The following is a 16,036-nucleotide window of genomic DNA, read 5'->3' on the forward strand; positions in this document are numbered from 1 at the left end:
TTCGACCGGTTCACGGGCGAAGCGGGCGGAGTCGAACAAACGGAGGTCGTGATGGTGTCGATCGGCCTCGACGAGCCCGGTGTGCGTCGCGACAACACGTTCATTGCCATCACCGAGAACACCCTTCAGGACGGCTACCCGCCGCGCGGAACAGAGACAACGACGTTACGGAGGTCGTCCATGGCTGACCTGTCGCACCGGCGCGCTCGAGTGGCGCGGCCGTTGTTCGACGATTGTGGTGCGCCGCTCGCTCGTGCGCGTGTCTGCGCGCATCAGATCTGCCATGCGTTCGGTTTCGGCAACATCGGCTTCGACTTCGTCAAATGGATGGGCGGCGCGTCGCGCACCGAGGCCACTGCGAGCTCGAGCTCTTCGGCGAAAAACTCGTCCCGGATACTGAGCCGCTCACGGTCGACTGCGTGGCACTGTTCGACATCTCCACGTTGTCGTTCGACTGGCGCGGCTACGAGGCCGTGGGCCACCGTCCCGATGCCGGCCGCCGGGAGCTACCGCGCGGCGGGTGAGGCCGGCGTGGCCGGCGTACGCCCTGAAGCGGGAATGCACGAACTCGATGCGAGGCTCGACCCCAACGGGAGGACACTATGAGTAGAAGCGTAGAGTTCTACGGCGGCGAGGACCGCAACGCGTACATTCATCGGGCGTGGATGCGTCGCGGCGTGCCGGATCACGCCTTTGACGGCCGTCCGAACATCGCGATCGCGAACACTGCCTCCGACCTCTCGCCATGCAACACCCATCTCGATGAGGTGGCGCAGAGCGTGAAGAACGGCGTCTACGAGGCCGGCGGCGTGCCCCACAACCTGCCCATGGTGTCGCTAGGCGAGACAACCATGCGCACGACCGCGATGCTGTGGCGCAACATGGCGGCAATGGCCGCCGAGGAACTGCTGCGCGCCAACCCGGTGGACGGTGTCGTCCTTTTGGGCGGGTGCGACAAGACGATCCCGGCCCTCCTGATGGCCGCTGCGTCGGTCGGCATCCCTGCCATCGTGATCCCGGGCGGCCCCATGCTGAACGGCACGTTCCGCGGGCGGCCGCTCGGTTGCGGAACTGATGTGTGGCGCCTGAGCGAGGAGGTCCGCGCGGGCGGGTTGTCGAACAGGGAGTTTCGCGCGACCGAGTCGTCGATGATCCGCAGTCGCGGGCACTGCAACACCATGGGTACCGCCTCGACCATGGCGTTCATGGCTGAGGCGCTCGGCATGACGCTTCCGGGGATCGCGGGCACACCGGCATCCGACAGCCGTCTGCTCGAGCGCTCGCACGCAACCGGCCGCCGTATCGTCGAACTCGTTCACGGCGGCGTCACACCCGCCGACATCATGACGAAGGAGGCGTTCCACAACGCGATCGTCGCGCTGGCCGCGGTGGGCGGGTCGACGAACGCGGTCGTCCACCTGCTCGCGATCGCAGGACGACTGGGGGTCGACCTCTCCGTCGACGACTTCGATCGGATCGGTGGCGGGGTGCCGTTGCTCGTGAACCTGCAGCCCGCGGGCCAGCACCTGATGGAGGATATGTTCCGCGCGGGCGGTTTCCTCGCCGTCCTGCGCGAGGTGCGTGGATTGCTTGTCGAGGCGCCGCCCACCGTGGCAGGCCGGAGTCTTCTCGACGAACTCGAGGACTGGGAGATCTGGGACTCCGACGTGATCCGCTCTGCCGATGCGCCGCTACAACGCGACGCGGGTATCGCGGTGCTACGCGGCAACCTCGCGCCGGCGGGCGCCATCATCAAACCTGCCGCCGCTACACCCGGGCTCCTCACGCATACCGGTCGCGCCGTGGTGTTCGATTCGGTGGAGGATATGCGGGCGCGCATCGACGATCCCGACCTCGACGTCGACGCGGATTCGGTGCTGGTACTGCGCGGTTGCGGCCCCCGCGGCTACCCGGGCATGCCCGAGGTAGCGAATATGCCGTTGCCGCGCAAGGTGCTCGAACGCGGTGTGCGCGACATGGTCCGCATCTGTGACGGGCGTATGAGCGGGACGGCGTACGGGACTGTGGTGCTGCACGTCGCGCCGGAGGCGGCTGCCGGTGGCACGCTCGCGCTCGTCGAGGATGGCGACTTGATCGAACTCGACGTGGCTGCACGGTCGCTGACCCTGCACGTGTCGGACGACGAGCTGGCCGCCCGCACGGTCGCGGCACGACTGCAGGACGCCTATGCCGCTCCCACGCGGGGATGGGAGCAGCTCTACATCGACCACGTCCAGCAGGCGGATGCGGGTGCGGACCTTGATTTCCTCGTCGGGGCCACCGGTCCTGGTGTGATGCGTGAGTCCCATTGAAGTCCGCAGACTGAAGGAGCGTGGATGCCACGGACCATTACTGCCGCGGTGCTGAGAGAGATCGGGCAACCGCTGCACGTCGAACGCCTCAAGCTCGCCGATCCTGGCGACGAGGAGATCCTTGTCGAGATCGAGGCGGCCGGTGTCTGCCACTCTGACCTGCACTACCTGCGCGGCGAGCTCGCGGCACCGCTGCCGCTCGTGCCCGGGCACGAGGGATCCGGCCGGGTGGTCTCGGTCGGGCCACGCACGAGCGGGGCCATCCGACCGGGTGACCGCGTGGCGTTGTTGTGGCGCCCAAACTGTGGCCGCTGTGCGCAGTGTCTGGCGGGTGCGCCCATCATGTGCGAACTGGGCGGGGTGCAAGCGAAGGTGGGCGGGCTGCCCAACCGCGCGATCAAGATGTCCGACGGCGCCGGTGCCGTCCACCACCTAATGGGAGTCTCGTGCTTCAGCGATCACGTCGTCGTGCATGAGCGCAGCGTGGTCACCGTGCCTGAGGACATCCCGGCCGAGGTCGCCGCGATCGCGGGATGTGCCGTCATCACGGGCGTCGGGGCGGTGCGAAATGTGATCGGGACCTGCGTGGGCGAGCCTGTCGTCGTGATGGGCATCGGCGGTGTAGGGCTCGCAGCCATCATGGGAGCAAAGCTAGCTGGGGCGCATCCGCTGATCGCGGTTGACATCGATAACAGCAAGCTCGCCCTGGCGAGGCGCTTGGGTGCGACTCATACGGTGAACTCCCGTGAGGCCGACCCTGTCGCCGAGGTGTTCGGCGTCGCCGATTCCGGGGCGGCCTGGGTGATCGAGGCGATCGGCCATCCGCAGACGCTGAGCGCCGCAATGCGCATGCTGCGGCCCCGCGGCACCGTGATCGCCGTCGGACTCGGCGCCGGGGGGCAGACGTTCGAGGTGCCCATCAACGAGCTCGTGCAGCGTCAGAAGCGTGTGGTCGGTTCGTTGTACGGATCCTCGATCCCGGCGCTCGACCTCCCAGCCATCTTCGATCTGTACCGCTCAGGCCGGTTGCCGCTCGACGAACTCGTCGGCGAGCGGTTCGCACTCGAGGACATCTCCGACGCGTTCGGCGCCCTCGCTTCGGGTGCCGTCGGCCGATCCATCATCGTTCCGGAGGGAGCACCGTCATGACCTACGCCACCTACCCCAGCATCGTCGGCCGTACCGTCGTCGTGAGCGGCGGCGCCAGCGGCCTCGGCGAGGAGTTCGTGCGTCAGTTCGTGGCACAGGGCGCTCGTGTCGGCTTCGTCGACATAGATGAGGAGCGCGGCCGTGCGCTGGCTGAGGAGCTGGGCGCAAGTTTCACACCGTGCGACGTGCGCAGCGTGCCCGCGCTCCAGGCGGCGATCGACGGGTTCGCGAACGATCTCGGGTCCGTCACGGTACTTGTCAACAATGCGGCCCACGACATGCGGCACACGATTGAGGAACTCGACGCGGCGTACTGGGAGGATCGGCAGGCCGTGAACCTGCGCCACCAGTTCTTCGCGGCGCGCTCTGTCGCGCCCATGATGGCCGAGCAAGGGGGCGGGTCGATCATCAACCTCGGTTCGATCAGCGCGCACATCGACCTGCCCGACCTGGTCGGTTACATCACGGCGAAGGCGGGCGTCGAAGGTCTCACCCGCGCACTTGCCCGCGAACTTGGGCCGCAGCGTATCCGTGTCAATTGCGTCATTCCTGGGTGGGTGATGACCGAGCGGCAGCTGCGCGAATGGGTCACACCGGAGGCGACGGCGCACATCGAGGCGAGTCAGTGCCTGACCGAGAAGCTGTACCCGGCCGATGTCGCTCGGATGGTGCTGTGGCTCGCCGCGGACGACTCGGAGCATTGCACGGCGCAGAAGTGGGTGGTCGACGGTGGCTGGCTCTGAGTCCCAGTGCTGGATTGGCGACCCCTCTGTGGGACACGGCGAGGGTGGCTGGTGGGACAGCGGTATCGGTGTGCTGCGCCATGTCGACATGCACGTCGGCGACATCGTCACGGTCACCGATGCCGGCGCGGACCGCACACCGGTCTCCGACGTGGCTGCGCTGATCCGCGCTCGCCGATCCGGCGGCTATGTGGTGGCCGTGCGTGACGGGTTTCGGCTGCTCGACGAGGACTGGCGTCTTGAGTGTGAGGTGCCGGTCTTCCACGACCCGGGCATGCGGATGAACGAAGGTGGCGTCGACCCTTCCGGCCGGCTGTACTGCGGATCGATGGCCTATGACGCCAGCACCGGTGCGGGCACCCTGTACCGGCTCGATCCCGATCTGGCGGTGCACGTCGCACTAGAGAACGTCTCGATCCCCAACGGTCTGGTGTGGACCGACGATGGTCATACTGCCCTGCACGCCGACACGTTGGGTGGCCAGATCCGCGCGTATGACTTCGACCTTGACACCGGCCTGTTCGGCGCGTCGCGAGTGCACGTAGCGGTGCCGGCCGACCACGGCGGGCCGGACGGCATGGCGCTCGATGCGGAGGGAGGCCTCTGGGTAGCGATGTGGGGCGGCGCGGCGGTGCATCGGTACGCGCCGGACGGTTCAATCGCGCAGGTGATCGACCTGCCGGTGACCAACCCCACCTCGTGCGCATTCGGTGGAGCCGACGGCACCACATTGTTCGTCACGACCTCGAAGGAGGGCGTCGACATCGGAGCCGAGCCGCTGGCCGGCAGGGTCTGCGCGGTCGACGTGGGAGTACCGGGCGCCGACGTTCACGCGTTCGCGGGCTGAGTGCGCCGTCGACGTTGTGTGGTTCGGCGTGACCCGTGCTTGTGAGGGGTAACCTCGTCGGGGCGCCGACCGGCGTCTCGGGGCAGTGAGAGGAAGCAGGCAAGATGCCAGCCGTGGTGGTCGTCGGCGCGCAATGGGGCGACGAGGGCAAGGGCAAGGCGACGGATCAGCTCGGATCCCGGGTCGACTACGTCGTGAAGTTCAACGGTGGGAACAACGCCGGGCACACCGTCGTCGTCGGCGACGAGAAGTACGCCCTGCACCTGCTGCCGTCGGGCATCCTCTCGCCGGGATGCGTCCCGGTGATCGGCAACGGTGTGGTCGTCGACCTCGAGGTTCTCTTCGAGGAGATCGACGGGCTGCAGGCCCGGGGCGTGGACACCTCGAAGCTGCTCGTCTCCGCCAACGCCCACCTGATCCCGCCGTACAACCGCACCCTCGACAAGGTGACCGAACGGTTCCTCGGCAAGCGGCAGATCGGCACCACCGGCCGAGGCATCGGGCCGACCTACGCGGACAAGATGAGCCGGGTCGGGATCCGCGTGCAGGACTTGTTCGACGCCTCGATCCTGCGGCAGAAGGTCGAGGGGGCGCTGGCGCAGAAGAACCAGTTGCTGGTCAAGGTCTACAACCGTCGCGCTGTCGAGGTCGACGAGATCACCGACGGCCTGCTCGCCTACGCCGAACGGTTGCGTCCGATGGTCGCGGACACCTCGCTGGTGCTCAACCAGGCGCTCGACGCCGGCAAGACCGTGGTCTTCGAAGCCGGCCAGGCCACCATGCTCGACGTCGACCACGGGACCTATCCCTTCGTGACCTCCTCCTCCGCCGTGGCGGCCGGCGCGTGCACGGGCTCGGGCGTCGGTCCGACGCGGCTGGACCGCATCGTCGGCGTCATCAAGGCCTACACCACGCGGGTCGGGGAGGGGCCGTTCCCGACCGAGCTGCTCGACGACGACGGAGAGTTCCTGCGCAAGACCGGGGGTGAGTACGGCGTCACCACCGGCCGTCCCAGGCGTACCGGCTGGTACGACGCGGTCATCGCCAGGTACGCCGCACGGGTGAACGGGCTGACCGACCTCGTGCTCACCAAGCTCGACGTGCTCACCGGCCTGGAGCGGGTACCGGTCTGTGTGGCCTACGAGGTCGACGGCGTGCGCCATGACGAGATGCCGCCGGACCAGTCCGCGTTCCACCACGCGAGGCCGGTCTACGAGTACCTGCCCGGCTGGTGGGAGGACATCTCGGCGGCACGGACGTTCGAGGAACTGCCCGAGAACTGCCAGCGCTACGTGCTGGCGCTGGAGGAGATGTCCGGCACGCGCATCTCCTCGATCGGCGTCGGACCGGACCGTGAGGCGACGATCGTGCGGCACGATCTACTCGACTGACGTATCGAGGCAGCGACGACGCGACGCGGTCGTTGTTTCCGTGCAGGACATTCGTCGGCGCGCGAGCAGGCACCTTACGCCGTGACATAGACACAGAAGCTCGTGGACTGGGACGTCCGACGAGCTGCTTTGAGGACACTGTTACCGAGCATCCATGCAAAGGTGAACGCAAGTTACGGTATGGTGAGACTGTAAACTGGTCCTCAGGTGGTCAAGCGTGGTTGCGCCCTGGTACCGAGGAGGACGAATGGGGAGTGGGGGGACGACCCTTGCCGAGATCGCTGCGGACGCAGCAGTGTCGGTGGCTACGGTGTCGCGGGTCCTCAACGGCAAACCGGGCATATCGGACCGTAAACGTGTCTACATCGAACGCCTACTCGACGAACGTGGCTACGAGCGTCGCAAGCCGCGCCGACCCGGTGCCCTGATCGATCTCGTCATGAGAGGCATGGACACGCAGTGGGCGGTCGGCCTCCTCCGCGGGGTCCATGCGGAGGCGGCACGTTCGAAGGTCGACGTCGTCACGACCGTCACCAACGGTCTGCCGGCCGGTTCGTCCGACTGGGTCGAGCGCGTGATGACGCGCGGGACGGACGGGGTGGTGGTCGTCGTCTCCGAAATCGACGAGACGGCGCGTGAGGAACTCGCGGACCTCCGGGTCCCCATCGTGCTGATCGACCCTGTCGGCACCGATACGAACGCGTACGTCAATGTGTCGGCGACCGACTGGGCCGGCGGGCGTGACGCCACCGAACACCTCGTCCACCTCGGCCACCGTAGGATCGGGTTCGTCACGGGCCCCATGCGCCTCGAATGCCACGTCGATCGGCTCGATGGGTACTACGCCGCGCTCGGGCGCGCGGGCATCGCGTCCGATCCCGAGTTGGTGCGACACGGGGACTCGCTCACCGCGGGTGGCGAGAGGTTCGGCGGCGAACTGCTCGACCTCGATCACCCGCCGACCGCGATCATCAGCGGATCCGACGAGCAGGCCTACGGAATCTACCTCGCGGCACAGAAACGCGGGCTACGCATCCCCGACGACCTATCGGTCACCGGGTTCGACGATGTCGATCTCTGCAAGTGGGTGACGCCCCAACTGACCACGGTGCGTCAGCCCCTGGAGGACATGGCGTCTGAGGCGACCCGCCTCCTTCTTGCCCTCGCGCGCGGAGACACGATCTCGAGTCGCCGCGTCCAGCTCGCGTCGGAGCTGATCGTTCGCGATTCCACTGGCCCGGCGCCGGATCGGACCTAGCCCTCCTGGTTCACCTTGCCACTGGTTGCGAGGTGAACCACGGGCGAGTGATGATGAGGAGTTTGGTCGACGGGATCCGGCACCGGGGCGACGGCGTGCGCAGGTCGGCTCACCCCGCGCGGAGTTGGCTCAACAGCGTGTCGCGTACCTCGCAGTTCTCGAACGCGAAGGAGTCGGCAAGAGCGCCGAGCTCCGAATCGTCCAATCCGCGGAGCAGGTCGGCGTACTCCTCGGCCATCGGCTGCGCCAGCAGTATGTTGACCAGGAGGGTGCGTACCCAGTCGAAACGCCCCCACGGGTACGGGTCGAAGCTTGGGAACTCGCGCGCGACCAGGTCCTGCACGGGTTGAGTGACCTCCCCGACGCCGACTCCGTCGCTGCCCCACTGATCGACCGAGAGGCGGCGCTTCTTGGCGACGAAGTCGTCGAAAAGACGACGATACGGCGACTCCGCCCGTGCATTGACGATGCCCTGCCGGCCGAGATCCTTGTACATCCACGAGGTCCAACTGGCACCGTACTCGCGGTAGATGTCGAGCTGGTCGTCGAGCATGACCCGCCGAGGCGCATCGATCGCCTCGTCGTTCTCATAGATCGGCGCGAACTCGCCCACGAAGAGCGGTGTGCCGGTGGAGCGCGCGAAGTCAGATCGCTCGAGGAACTTCTTCAGTGCGATGTCCTTGCTGTAGTGCGGGCTGCGTCCGAGTCCCGCTGCGACATAATCGTGCAGCGCGTAGACGGTGTTCGGTTCGGGCGTGTCGAACATCGAGAAGTCGGTTGAGTAGGTGTTGCCGTCGAGGAAGATGATGTGGTCCGGGTCGACCTCGCGCACGATCCGGATGAGCTCGGTGTAGACCCGGCCGACGACCTCACCGGTCTCATCGGCAGGTTCGTTCATGAGGTTGTATCCGGCGACCCATGGATTGCCACGGTATCGCTCGGCGATCGCACGCCACAGGTTGGCGACGCGCTTCTGGAAGTGGCGGTGCTGCCAGAACTGCGCGAGATGCGTGGGGTTGTCGGAGTGCCAGTGCTGGTTCTGTGAGCCGGGCAGCGCGTGCAGGTCGATGACCGAGTAGATGCCGTGACGGCCGCACGACTCGATCGCACGGTCGAGGTGACGAAAGCCGCCTTCGAGGATCTCGAACGGGCGGTCGTCTCGCTCCAGATGGCGGTAGTTGATCGGGATTCGCACGACGTTGAAGCCGTTCTCCCCGAGAAAGGCGGCGTCGGCTTCGGCGAAGAAGCTGTTCAGGATGCGTTCGAAGAACGCATCGGCCCGGTCCGCACCGAGCACGTCGCGCACCTTTGCGCGCATGAGCGTCTCGTTCGCCGCGTAACCGGTGATGAAGTTCTCCATGTTCAGCCAGCCGCCGATGCAGACGCCACGCAGCCGAACGGGCTGGCCGGCGGGATCGATGAACTGGGCGCCTTCTGTGTGCATGACGGGCAAGGACGGTGCGGACATCACAGGACCTCTCGCGACGATGTGGGTTCCTTTCGCTAAAGACTATACGCAAGTTGCGATCGGTATGATGTAGAGTTGCGTTACTGATCCTGACTACCGCAACCACAGGGTCGGCGCGCAGGAGTCCGCCGATCGACCACCACGAAACGGAGACGATGATGTTTCACGCGAGGACTGTTCGCCGTAGTCGATGGCTCGCCGTCACAGCTGCCGCCGCGATGACTACGAGCCTGACGGGATGTCTCGGCGGAGGTGGTGCCGCGAACGCGGGGTCCGAAGGGTCTGCGACGGAGGGGACGATCACCTGGTGGGGGTGGACACCCACACCGGAGCTGGCGGAGCAGTACATCTCCGCGTTCAACGAGGAGTACCCCGACATCACGGTCCACTACCGCTACTTCGGGGTGAGTGACGACTACGTGAACGCGATGCGGCCCGCTCTCGCCGGGAGCGAAGGACCGGACGTCTTCGGAATCTCGGGCGGCAAGCCGACGAGCAACATCGACACGTACGGCCACGCCGCGGTCGATCTGGAGCCTGCGATCGAGGAGGCGCTCGGGGCGGACTGGCAGGATGAGGTTTCTCAGTCGGGCATCGACACGTTCACAACGGAAGACGGCAAGGTTGGCGGACTCTCCCTAGGCGACGTTGCGGCCGGGAATCTCTGGATCAACCAGGACATCTTCGACGAGTACGACCTGGAACCTCCCACGGATCTTGCGTCATGGAAGCAAGTCTGTGAGGAGCTGCGCTCGCACGACGTCGGATGCCTTGCCGCTGGAGCCGGTCAGGGAATCTTCAACCTCGACGTGCTGCATTCGATCTCAGACACGATCGATCCCGAGTTCTTCAACGATGCCGCCAGGCAGGACGAGTCGTGGGATGACCCCCGCTTCGTCCAGGCGCTCGAGATCTTCCAGCAGCTCCAGGACGACGGGATCATGGATCCCGGAGCTCTCGGCCTGCAGCAGTATCCCGATGCGAACAACATGTTCCTGTCGCAAGAGAGCGCGATGATCCAGATGGGTACCTGGTATCGCCAGTACACGACACAGACGGGCGCGAGGGCCGGCATCGAGGGAGCGGGCGTCGGTGACTCGGAGCCGTTCACCATGATCCCGATCCCCTACCCAGATGTCGCCGGTCAAGGCAACACGGGTCTTCTCTACAAGGATCCCGACGTGGCGCTCGGCGTGAGCACGAGCTCTGACGTCCAGGCTGCTGCGACGACATTCGTCACCTGGCTTGCGACATCGAACACGGGGCAGACGCTGATTGCGAACTCGTTGGACCAGAACCCCGCGCTGGCCGAGGCTACCCCCGACTGGGATGCGATCGATCTCGTGGACCCGCAGGTTCAGCAGCCCGCGCTCGAGGCGCTGCTCGAGATGACCCGCGCGTCGGACCAGCCCCGAAATGCCCTGCTGAACGCGGACGTCGCCACCGCGATCCAGGACGCGTCGATCGCCGTGCTCGACGGGACCATGACGCCGGAGGACGCCGCCGCGTCGGTGCAAGCCGCAGCCGAGGGATCCTGAGATGTCGGTGACGAACACCGAGCCGGCCCTCACGGGGAGACCGCCATTGCAGCGTCGACGCAGGTCTCGCAGGGTGGAGCGTGGCTCCGGCTTCCCGTGGATTCTTCCGACGCTGATCCTGTCGGTCGGGTTCATCTACTACTGCGTTGGTTACACGGGCGTCATTTCACTGTACGACTGGAATGGCGTCGGCCCAACCGCGACGCCGGTTGGCCTCGCGAACTATTCCCGGCTGATCAGAGACGACGTCGTCCTACTGACGCTGTGGCATACGGGGATCTACGTCGCGGTCACCTTCATCGTGGAGGCCGTCCTCGGCTTCGCGTTCGCGGCGATGCTCCATTCGAACGTCAGGCTCGGCATTGTCTACAAGGTGCTGGTGTTCTGCCCGGTGATCATCGCCCCGGCGGTCATGGCGCCGGTCTTCCGGCAGATATATGCCGCCGACGGTGCTCTGAACGAGCTGCTCGGCGCGCTCAACTTGGGAGTGTTCGCCCAACCTTGGCTCGCGCAGTCGAGTACGGCGCTGGGCGTCATCATCCTCATCGGCATCTGGGAGCGTACCGGCCTATATTTCATCCTCTACTACGCCGCGATGAGCCAGGTGGATCACGGGACGATAGAGGCGGCCTGGCTCGACGGCGCCGGAAACATCCGAGTGCTGTGGAGCATCGTGCGCCCCAGCGTCGCAGGAACGACCATCGCGCTATTCGTGCTGCAGGCCATATACACGCTGAAGCTGTTCGACGTGCCCTTCCTCGTCTCGCAGGGAGGGCCGAGCTTCTCGACCGAGTTCCTCGGAACGTACATCTACCGGCAGGGGATCACACAGGCGCACGTCGGGTACGCCGCGGCACTGTCGATTGCGTTGCTCGCGATCGCGCTTGCTCTGACTCTCGGGCTGAATCTCCGGCGGCGAAAGGAGGGCAGCTCCTGATGTTCGACCTACGACGACGCTCGTCGACGGTAGCCATTCAGGTAATCGTCACGGTCATGATCATCCCGTTCGTGTTCCCCCTCATCGCGATGGTGCGGGGATCCCTCGAAGGCCAGGGATGGCAGAACTACCTTACGGTTCTCTCGGTCGAAGAGCTGCCGCTGTTCTTCCGAAACAGCATCGTCATCGCCCTCGGCACGCTCGTGCCCGTGTACCTCTGCACGATGCTCGCCGCGTTCGGGTTCTCGAAACTGCGGATCCCGTTCAAGGAGCTCTACTTCTGGCTGCTGATCGCAACCTTGGCGCTTCCAGAGGTCGTTCTGCTGACGCCGATGTTCACGACCGCAATGGCGCTCAATCTGTACAACACGTATCTCGCCGTCATCATCCCACTAGCCGCGCTGCAGCTTCCGTTCACGGTGTTGCTCACGCGCAATTTCGTGAACGGTATCCCGGACGAGCTGATCGAGGCGGCAGAGCTCGACGGCGCGAGCTTGATGCGCACATTTACACATGTTCTGCTCCCGCTGACCAAGCCCATCGCTGCGGCCGTCATCGTGCTGACCGTGGTTACGGCGTGGAACAATTTCCTGCTTCCGCTTGTCTTCCTGCAGGACGCCTCGCATCAGACGATCACGCAGCTTCCTCTCTTTTTTGTCGGCGAGTTCAGCAATGACCAGACGAAGGTACTCGCGGCCGCGGTCGTCACCATCATTCCCGAGGTGATCACGTACATTGCGCTGCAGAAGTACTTCGAGCGGGGGATGGCTGCAGGCGCCATCAAATGATTGAGCCGGGTTCCGACAAAGGATTGAACCCATCCGATACGAAAGGAACGACAATGCCACTCATTCAGGTCCATCTCGACAGGGCGCTCTACGATGAGAAGTCCGACGAGATTGCGAACGCGATCCACGAGGCGCAGGTCGATGTGCTGGCGATACCCGCGAACGACCGGTTCCAGATCTTCCAGCCGCATGAACCGGGCGAGTTGCGCTTCGACCCCACGTACGGTGACGTCGACCGCCGCAGCCTGTTGGTCATCCAGATCACGATGGTCGCGCGCTACCCGGTGAAACTGAAGCGCGCACTCTATGAGGAGATCGTCGCACGCCTCGAGAAGGACGCCGGTGTCCGACACGAGGACGTCCAGATAGCGCTGCGAGAAAACCACTACGAGGACTGGTACGCCGGCTTCTGAGTCGCGCACCTTCACCTTCCCCACGTTTAGAAGGAGAAAAACTCTTGTTCCAGTACGACTCGGCACCTCTGAAGGTCCTCTTCCTCGGCGGGTCCGGAACTATCAGCACCTCGGCCGTGCGGCTGGCGTTGGCTAGCGGGATGGACGTCTACACGCTCAACCGCGGGAACAACGCGAAGAAGCGCGATCTGCCGAAAGGCGTCACGTCGCTCACGTGCGATGTCACCGACCAGGCGTCTCTCGTCGCGGCCCTCGCGGATCTTCACTTCGACACTGTCGTGAACTTCCTGTCCTTCGGTGCCGAGGATGCGAGCCGTATGGTGAAGACGTTCACCGGCCGCACGGAGCAGTACATCCACATCAGCAGCGCGTCGATCTATGGCAAACCGGTGAAGAACTGGCCGATCGTCGAGTCGATGCAGCGTCATAACCGGTTCTCGACGTACGCGCGAGAGAAGATCGAGGCGGAGCATGTGCTGGCGGAGGCGTTCTCGTCGGGCTTTCCCGTGACCGTCGTGCGCCCCTCGCACACCTACGACGATGCCAACCCACCGTTGCCCGGTGGATGGACGATGCTCGATCGCCTTGCGCGCGGTGACGATGTACTCGTGCAGGGCGATGGAACGTCGTTGTGGACGTTGACCCACGCCGAGGATTTCGCGCAGGGATTAGTGGGGCTGTTCGGGAACTCGCGCTCGATCGGCGAAGCCTTCCATGTCACGGGCAACGACGTGGCGACGTGGGACCAGATTTACGGCATGCTCGGTGCGGCGCTCGGCGTAGAACCGAAACTCGTGCATGTGCCCTCGGAGCTCATGCTCGTCGGCGCACCCGACTGGTTCTGGTCCGAGATGATCGCGGGTGACCTCGCGCACAGCGCGGTCTTCGACAACTCGAAGATCCGGTCGTACGTCCCGGCCTTCAACCCGAAGCTGACGTTCGAGCGAACGGCGCGACGAATGGTCGAATGGCGGGCCGCACATCCCGAGACGACTGGTCCTGACCCCGCGACGGACGCTGTCATTGAAAGGCTCGTAGGCGGCTACCATGCGGCGCGCGAGCACTTCGCGTCGCTGGCGCCGTAACCACCGATCGGTCGTGGGGCGGGAGCGTGAAGTGAGCTACCGCCCCACGTAGCCGCACGACGGAACGGACATCGCACTATGGCATCGACGGTACGAGTAGGCATCCTCGGGGCGGCGGGGATCGCGCCCCGGTCGATAATCGGCCCCGCGCGGCGGACTGACGACGCGGAGGTTGCCGCCGTCGCGTCCCGCTCGCAGAGTAGGGCGGACGAGTACGCCGCCGCCCACGGCATCCCCCTTTCCTACGGTGACTACCGGCGACTGCTCGAGAACGAGTCGATCGACCTCGTCTATGTCGCGTTGCCACCTTCCGAGCACGCTCAATGGGTCATCGCGGCGCTTGAGGCAGGCAAGGACGTGCTCTGCGAGAAACCGTTCGCGATGAACGAGGGCGAGGTAGCGGACGTGCTGGCAATCTCGGAACGCACCGGTTGCCGCGCGATCGAGGCGTTTCACGACGAGTATCACCCGCTGTGGTCGAGAACACGGGAGATCGCGGCGATGCTGGGACGCGTCCGGCGGGTCGAGGGGGAGTTCTGCGTGAACAACCCGTTCACCCCCGGCGCGATCAGGCACGAGCCGTCGCTCGGTGGCGGAGCACTGATGGATCTCGGTTGCTATCCGCTCCACTGGGTGCGCTCGCTCATGGGGGAGGAACCACACGTGGTTTCGGCCGCCCACGTCGCCGGACCTGCGGGTGCAGACGAATCGATTACGGCCGAGCTGGACTTCCCCTCGGGCGCGACCGGAAGGGTCGACGCGTCGATGGGCAACGACTCGTTCGACGATTTCCGTCGCATCGATGGAGAGCGCGGATCTCTCATGGTCCAGAACGTGGTCTTCCCGACGAACGGCCACCGGGTCGTGTGGACTCTCGACGGGGTCGAGTATCAAGAGACTGTGGGTGGGAGGCAGACTTACGACCACCAGTTGGAATGCGTCGTCCGTGCCTTGCGCACCCACGAGATGCTCCCGACCGAGGGATCGGACATCCTTGGCAACATGCGTGCGATCGACGCGATCTATCGCACGGCAAAGGTTAGATGATGAAGGCAGACGACGCTTCGGGCTGGCCTCGCATCGGATGTCATCCCATCCAGGTGGTCGGGGGCGGGGCGAGTGTCTCCAGCTCCTCCCAGAGCGCGTGGGGGATGTCAACCTCTCGCATCGCCGCATCGATCCGGGACGGGCGCGACCCGCCGACGACCGTCATGTCGACGATTGGGGCACGCAGGGAGAACTGCAGCGCGGCGGATGCAAGTTCGACGCCATATTTGCCACAGGCCTCCGCCATCCGCCTGGCGTATTCTCCCATCGAATCGTCGCCCCTTCCGTAGGCGTACGTCGGCCGCTCGGCGGGTCCCTTGGCTAGCATGCCGCCTCCGAACGGCGCCGCGTTGATGACGCCGATCCCTCGAGCTGACGCGGCCTTGAAGAGCGAGTGCGCGGAGCGGTCGAGGAGCGAGAAGCGGTTGTGACTGAGGACCGCATCGAACACATCCGTCTCTATGAACCGCGTCAGCATTTCGGTCGGGCCGCCGGCGACACCGAGATAGTCCACACGCCCCGAGTCACGTAGGGCGATCAGGGCCTCGACGGGACCGCCCTCCGCCATGCTCGCCTCGAAACCGATCTTCTCCGGGTCGTGAAGATGCAGTAACTCAATCCGGTCGACACCTAGTCGCTCGAGACTTTCCTCGAACGACGCGAGTACGCGGGCGCCGGAGAAGTCAGACGATCCCGGAGCCGGGTCGACCTTGGTGGCGAGCAACACGCCGTCCGGTAGGCCCCCTCGCCGGCGCAACGCTTCGCCGACGATTTGCTCGCTGTTTCCGCCGCCATAGCTGTTGGAGGTGTCGATCGCCCGGATTCCACGGTCGAGCGCCTCGTCGACGGTCGCGATCGCAGTCTCCTTCTCCACCGAGTGTCCGTAGAGCTGTGGCATCGAGCCCAGTGGGCTTGTGCCCAGGCAGAGCGCCGTCACCTCGATTCCGGTCCGTCCGAGAGTATGGATGTCCAGAGGTGAGGTGCTCATAGCGGCATTCTGGGTGAGAGTGCAGCTCTTGCGCAATGTTTGCACTAAAGTTACGTAGAGGAAGAGTGTTCC

14 protein-coding genes are annotated in these 16,036 nt (G+C 65.3%); 12 read left to right on the forward strand and 2 right to left on the reverse strand.

Translation table 11 applies throughout. The features are described from left to right. Positions 1 to 602 precede the first annotated feature (602 nt). From ACFSE6_RS00275 to ACFSE6_RS00300, 6 genes are all read left to right on the forward strand, one after another. The gene (locus tag ACFSE6_RS00275) at positions 603 to 2,312 is read left to right on the forward strand and encodes a dihydroxy-acid dehydratase (protein ID WP_388001707.1); all 1,710 of its coding nucleotides are present in this window, start codon (positions 603 to 605) and stop codon (positions 2,310 to 2,312) included. A 24-nt stretch (positions 2,313 to 2,336) separates the two neighbouring features. Next, positions 2,337 to 3,461, forward strand: a complete 1,125-nt coding sequence (locus ACFSE6_RS00280) for a zinc-binding dehydrogenase (protein WP_388001708.1) — start codon at positions 2,337 to 2,339, stop codon at positions 3,459 to 3,461. Continuing rightward, positions 3,458 to 4,204 carry an SDR family NAD(P)-dependent oxidoreductase gene (locus tag ACFSE6_RS00285; protein ID WP_388001709.1) on the forward strand — a complete coding sequence of 249 codons (747 nt, stop codon included), beginning with the start codon at positions 3,458 to 3,460 and terminating at the stop codon, positions 4,202 to 4,204. The genes ACFSE6_RS00280 and ACFSE6_RS00285 overlap by 4 nt, the downstream gene beginning before the upstream one ends. A 28-nt stretch (positions 4,205 to 4,232) precedes the next feature. Next, complete coding sequence (locus ACFSE6_RS00290) at positions 4,233 to 5,051, forward strand: SMP-30/gluconolactonase/LRE family protein (protein WP_388001710.1); 819 nt, start codon at positions 4,233 to 4,235, stop codon at positions 5,049 to 5,051. Between the two features lie 104 nt (positions 5,052 to 5,155). Next, complete coding sequence (locus tag ACFSE6_RS00295; protein ID WP_388001711.1) at positions 5,156 to 6,442, forward strand: adenylosuccinate synthase; 1,287 nt, start codon at positions 5,156 to 5,158, stop codon at positions 6,440 to 6,442. Positions 6,443 to 6,689: 247 nt separating this feature from the next. Further along, positions 6,690 to 7,700 carry a LacI family DNA-binding transcriptional regulator gene (locus ACFSE6_RS00300; protein ID WP_388001712.1) on the forward strand — a complete coding sequence of 337 codons (1,011 nt, stop codon included), beginning with the start codon at positions 6,690 to 6,692 and terminating at the stop codon, positions 7,698 to 7,700. A 109-nt stretch (positions 7,701 to 7,809) separates the two neighbouring features. Here the strand turns inward: ACFSE6_RS00300 and ACFSE6_RS00305 are convergent, their stop codons facing one another. Beyond that, positions 7,810 to 9,168, reverse strand: coding sequence for a glycoside hydrolase family 5 protein (locus ACFSE6_RS00305; protein WP_388001713.1), 1,359 nt, complete (start codon positions 9,166 to 9,168; stop codon positions 7,810 to 7,812). A 218-nt stretch (positions 9,169 to 9,386) separates the two neighbouring features. Here ACFSE6_RS00305 and ACFSE6_RS00310 point away from each other — a divergent pair, with 218 nt between their 5' ends. From ACFSE6_RS00310 to ACFSE6_RS00335, 6 genes are all read left to right on the forward strand, one after another. Then, the gene (locus tag ACFSE6_RS00310; protein WP_388001714.1) at positions 9,387 to 10,706 is read left to right on the forward strand and encodes an ABC transporter substrate-binding protein; all 1,320 of its coding nucleotides are present in this window, start codon (positions 9,387 to 9,389) and stop codon (positions 10,704 to 10,706) included. A gap of 1 nt (position 10,707) precedes the next feature. Beyond that, positions 10,708 to 11,643 carry a carbohydrate ABC transporter permease gene (locus ACFSE6_RS00315; RefSeq protein WP_388001715.1) on the forward strand — a complete coding sequence of 312 codons (936 nt, stop codon included), beginning with the start codon at positions 10,708 to 10,710 and terminating at the stop codon, positions 11,641 to 11,643. Beyond that, positions 11,643 to 12,431 carry a carbohydrate ABC transporter permease gene (locus ACFSE6_RS00320; RefSeq protein ID WP_388001716.1) on the forward strand — a complete coding sequence of 263 codons (789 nt, stop codon included), beginning with the start codon at positions 11,643 to 11,645 and terminating at the stop codon, positions 12,429 to 12,431. Before ACFSE6_RS00315 ends, ACFSE6_RS00320 begins: the two co-directional genes overlap by 1 nt. Positions 12,432 to 12,484: 53 nt before the next feature. After that, positions 12,485 to 12,844, forward strand: a complete 360-nt coding sequence (locus ACFSE6_RS00325) for a tautomerase family protein (RefSeq protein ID WP_388001717.1) — start codon at positions 12,485 to 12,487, stop codon at positions 12,842 to 12,844. Positions 12,845 to 12,888: 44 nt separating this feature from the next. Beyond that, positions 12,889 to 13,929 (forward strand): NAD-dependent epimerase/dehydratase family protein, encoded by a 1,041-nt coding sequence (locus ACFSE6_RS00330; protein WP_388001718.1) that lies wholly within the window; start codon positions 12,889 to 12,891, stop codon positions 13,927 to 13,929. 78 nt (positions 13,930 to 14,007) lie between these two features. Then, on the forward strand, positions 14,008 to 14,976 hold the full coding sequence (locus tag ACFSE6_RS00335) for a Gfo/Idh/MocA family protein (RefSeq protein ID WP_388001719.1): 969 nt from the start codon (positions 14,008 to 14,010) through the stop codon (positions 14,974 to 14,976). Positions 14,977 to 15,016: 40 nt separating this feature from the next. Here ACFSE6_RS00335 and ACFSE6_RS00340 read toward each other — a convergent pair whose 3' ends face one another. Next, complete coding sequence (locus tag ACFSE6_RS00340) at positions 15,017 to 15,964, reverse strand: aldo/keto reductase (protein ID WP_388001720.1); 948 nt, start codon at positions 15,962 to 15,964, stop codon at positions 15,017 to 15,019. Positions 15,965 to 16,036 lie beyond the last annotated feature (72 nt).

Source organism: Georgenia deserti (assembly GCF_042680605.1).
In the GTDB taxonomy this organism is placed as follows: domain Bacteria; phylum Actinomycetota; class Actinomycetes; order Actinomycetales; family Actinomycetaceae; genus Allobogoriella; species Allobogoriella deserti.

Coding starts and splice junctions, on each gene's coding strand:
- ACFSE6_RS00275 (WP_388001707.1), top strand. CDS start 603: ATGAGTAGAAGCGTAGAGTTCTACGGCGGCGAGGACCGCAACGCGTAC.
- ACFSE6_RS00280 (WP_388001708.1), top strand. CDS start 2,337: ATGCCACGGACCATTACTGCCGCGGTGCTGAGAGAGATCGGGCAACCG.
- ACFSE6_RS00285 (WP_388001709.1), top strand. CDS start 3,458: ATGACCTACGCCACCTACCCCAGCATCGTCGGCCGTACCGTCGTCGTG.
- ACFSE6_RS00295 (WP_388001711.1), top strand. CDS start 5,156: ATGCCAGCCGTGGTGGTCGTCGGCGCGCAATGGGGCGACGAGGGCAAG.
- ACFSE6_RS00300 (WP_388001712.1), top strand. CDS start 6,690: ATGGGGAGTGGGGGGACGACCCTTGCCGAGATCGCTGCGGACGCAGCA.
- ACFSE6_RS00305 (WP_388001713.1), bottom strand. CDS start 9,168: ATGTCCGCACCGTCCTTGCCCGTCATGCACACAGAAGGCGCCCAGTTC.
- ACFSE6_RS00310 (WP_388001714.1), top strand. CDS start 9,387: ATGACTACGAGCCTGACGGGATGTCTCGGCGGAGGTGGTGCCGCGAAC.
- ACFSE6_RS00315 (WP_388001715.1), top strand. CDS start 10,708: ATGTCGGTGACGAACACCGAGCCGGCCCTCACGGGGAGACCGCCATTG.
- ACFSE6_RS00320 (WP_388001716.1), top strand. CDS start 11,643: ATGTTCGACCTACGACGACGCTCGTCGACGGTAGCCATTCAGGTAATC.
- ACFSE6_RS00325 (WP_388001717.1), top strand. CDS start 12,485: ATGCCACTCATTCAGGTCCATCTCGACAGGGCGCTCTACGATGAGAAG.
- ACFSE6_RS00335 (WP_388001719.1), top strand. CDS start 14,008: ATGGCATCGACGGTACGAGTAGGCATCCTCGGGGCGGCGGGGATCGCG.
- ACFSE6_RS00340 (WP_388001720.1), bottom strand. CDS start 15,964: ATGAGCACCTCACCTCTGGACATCCATACTCTCGGACGGACCGGAATC.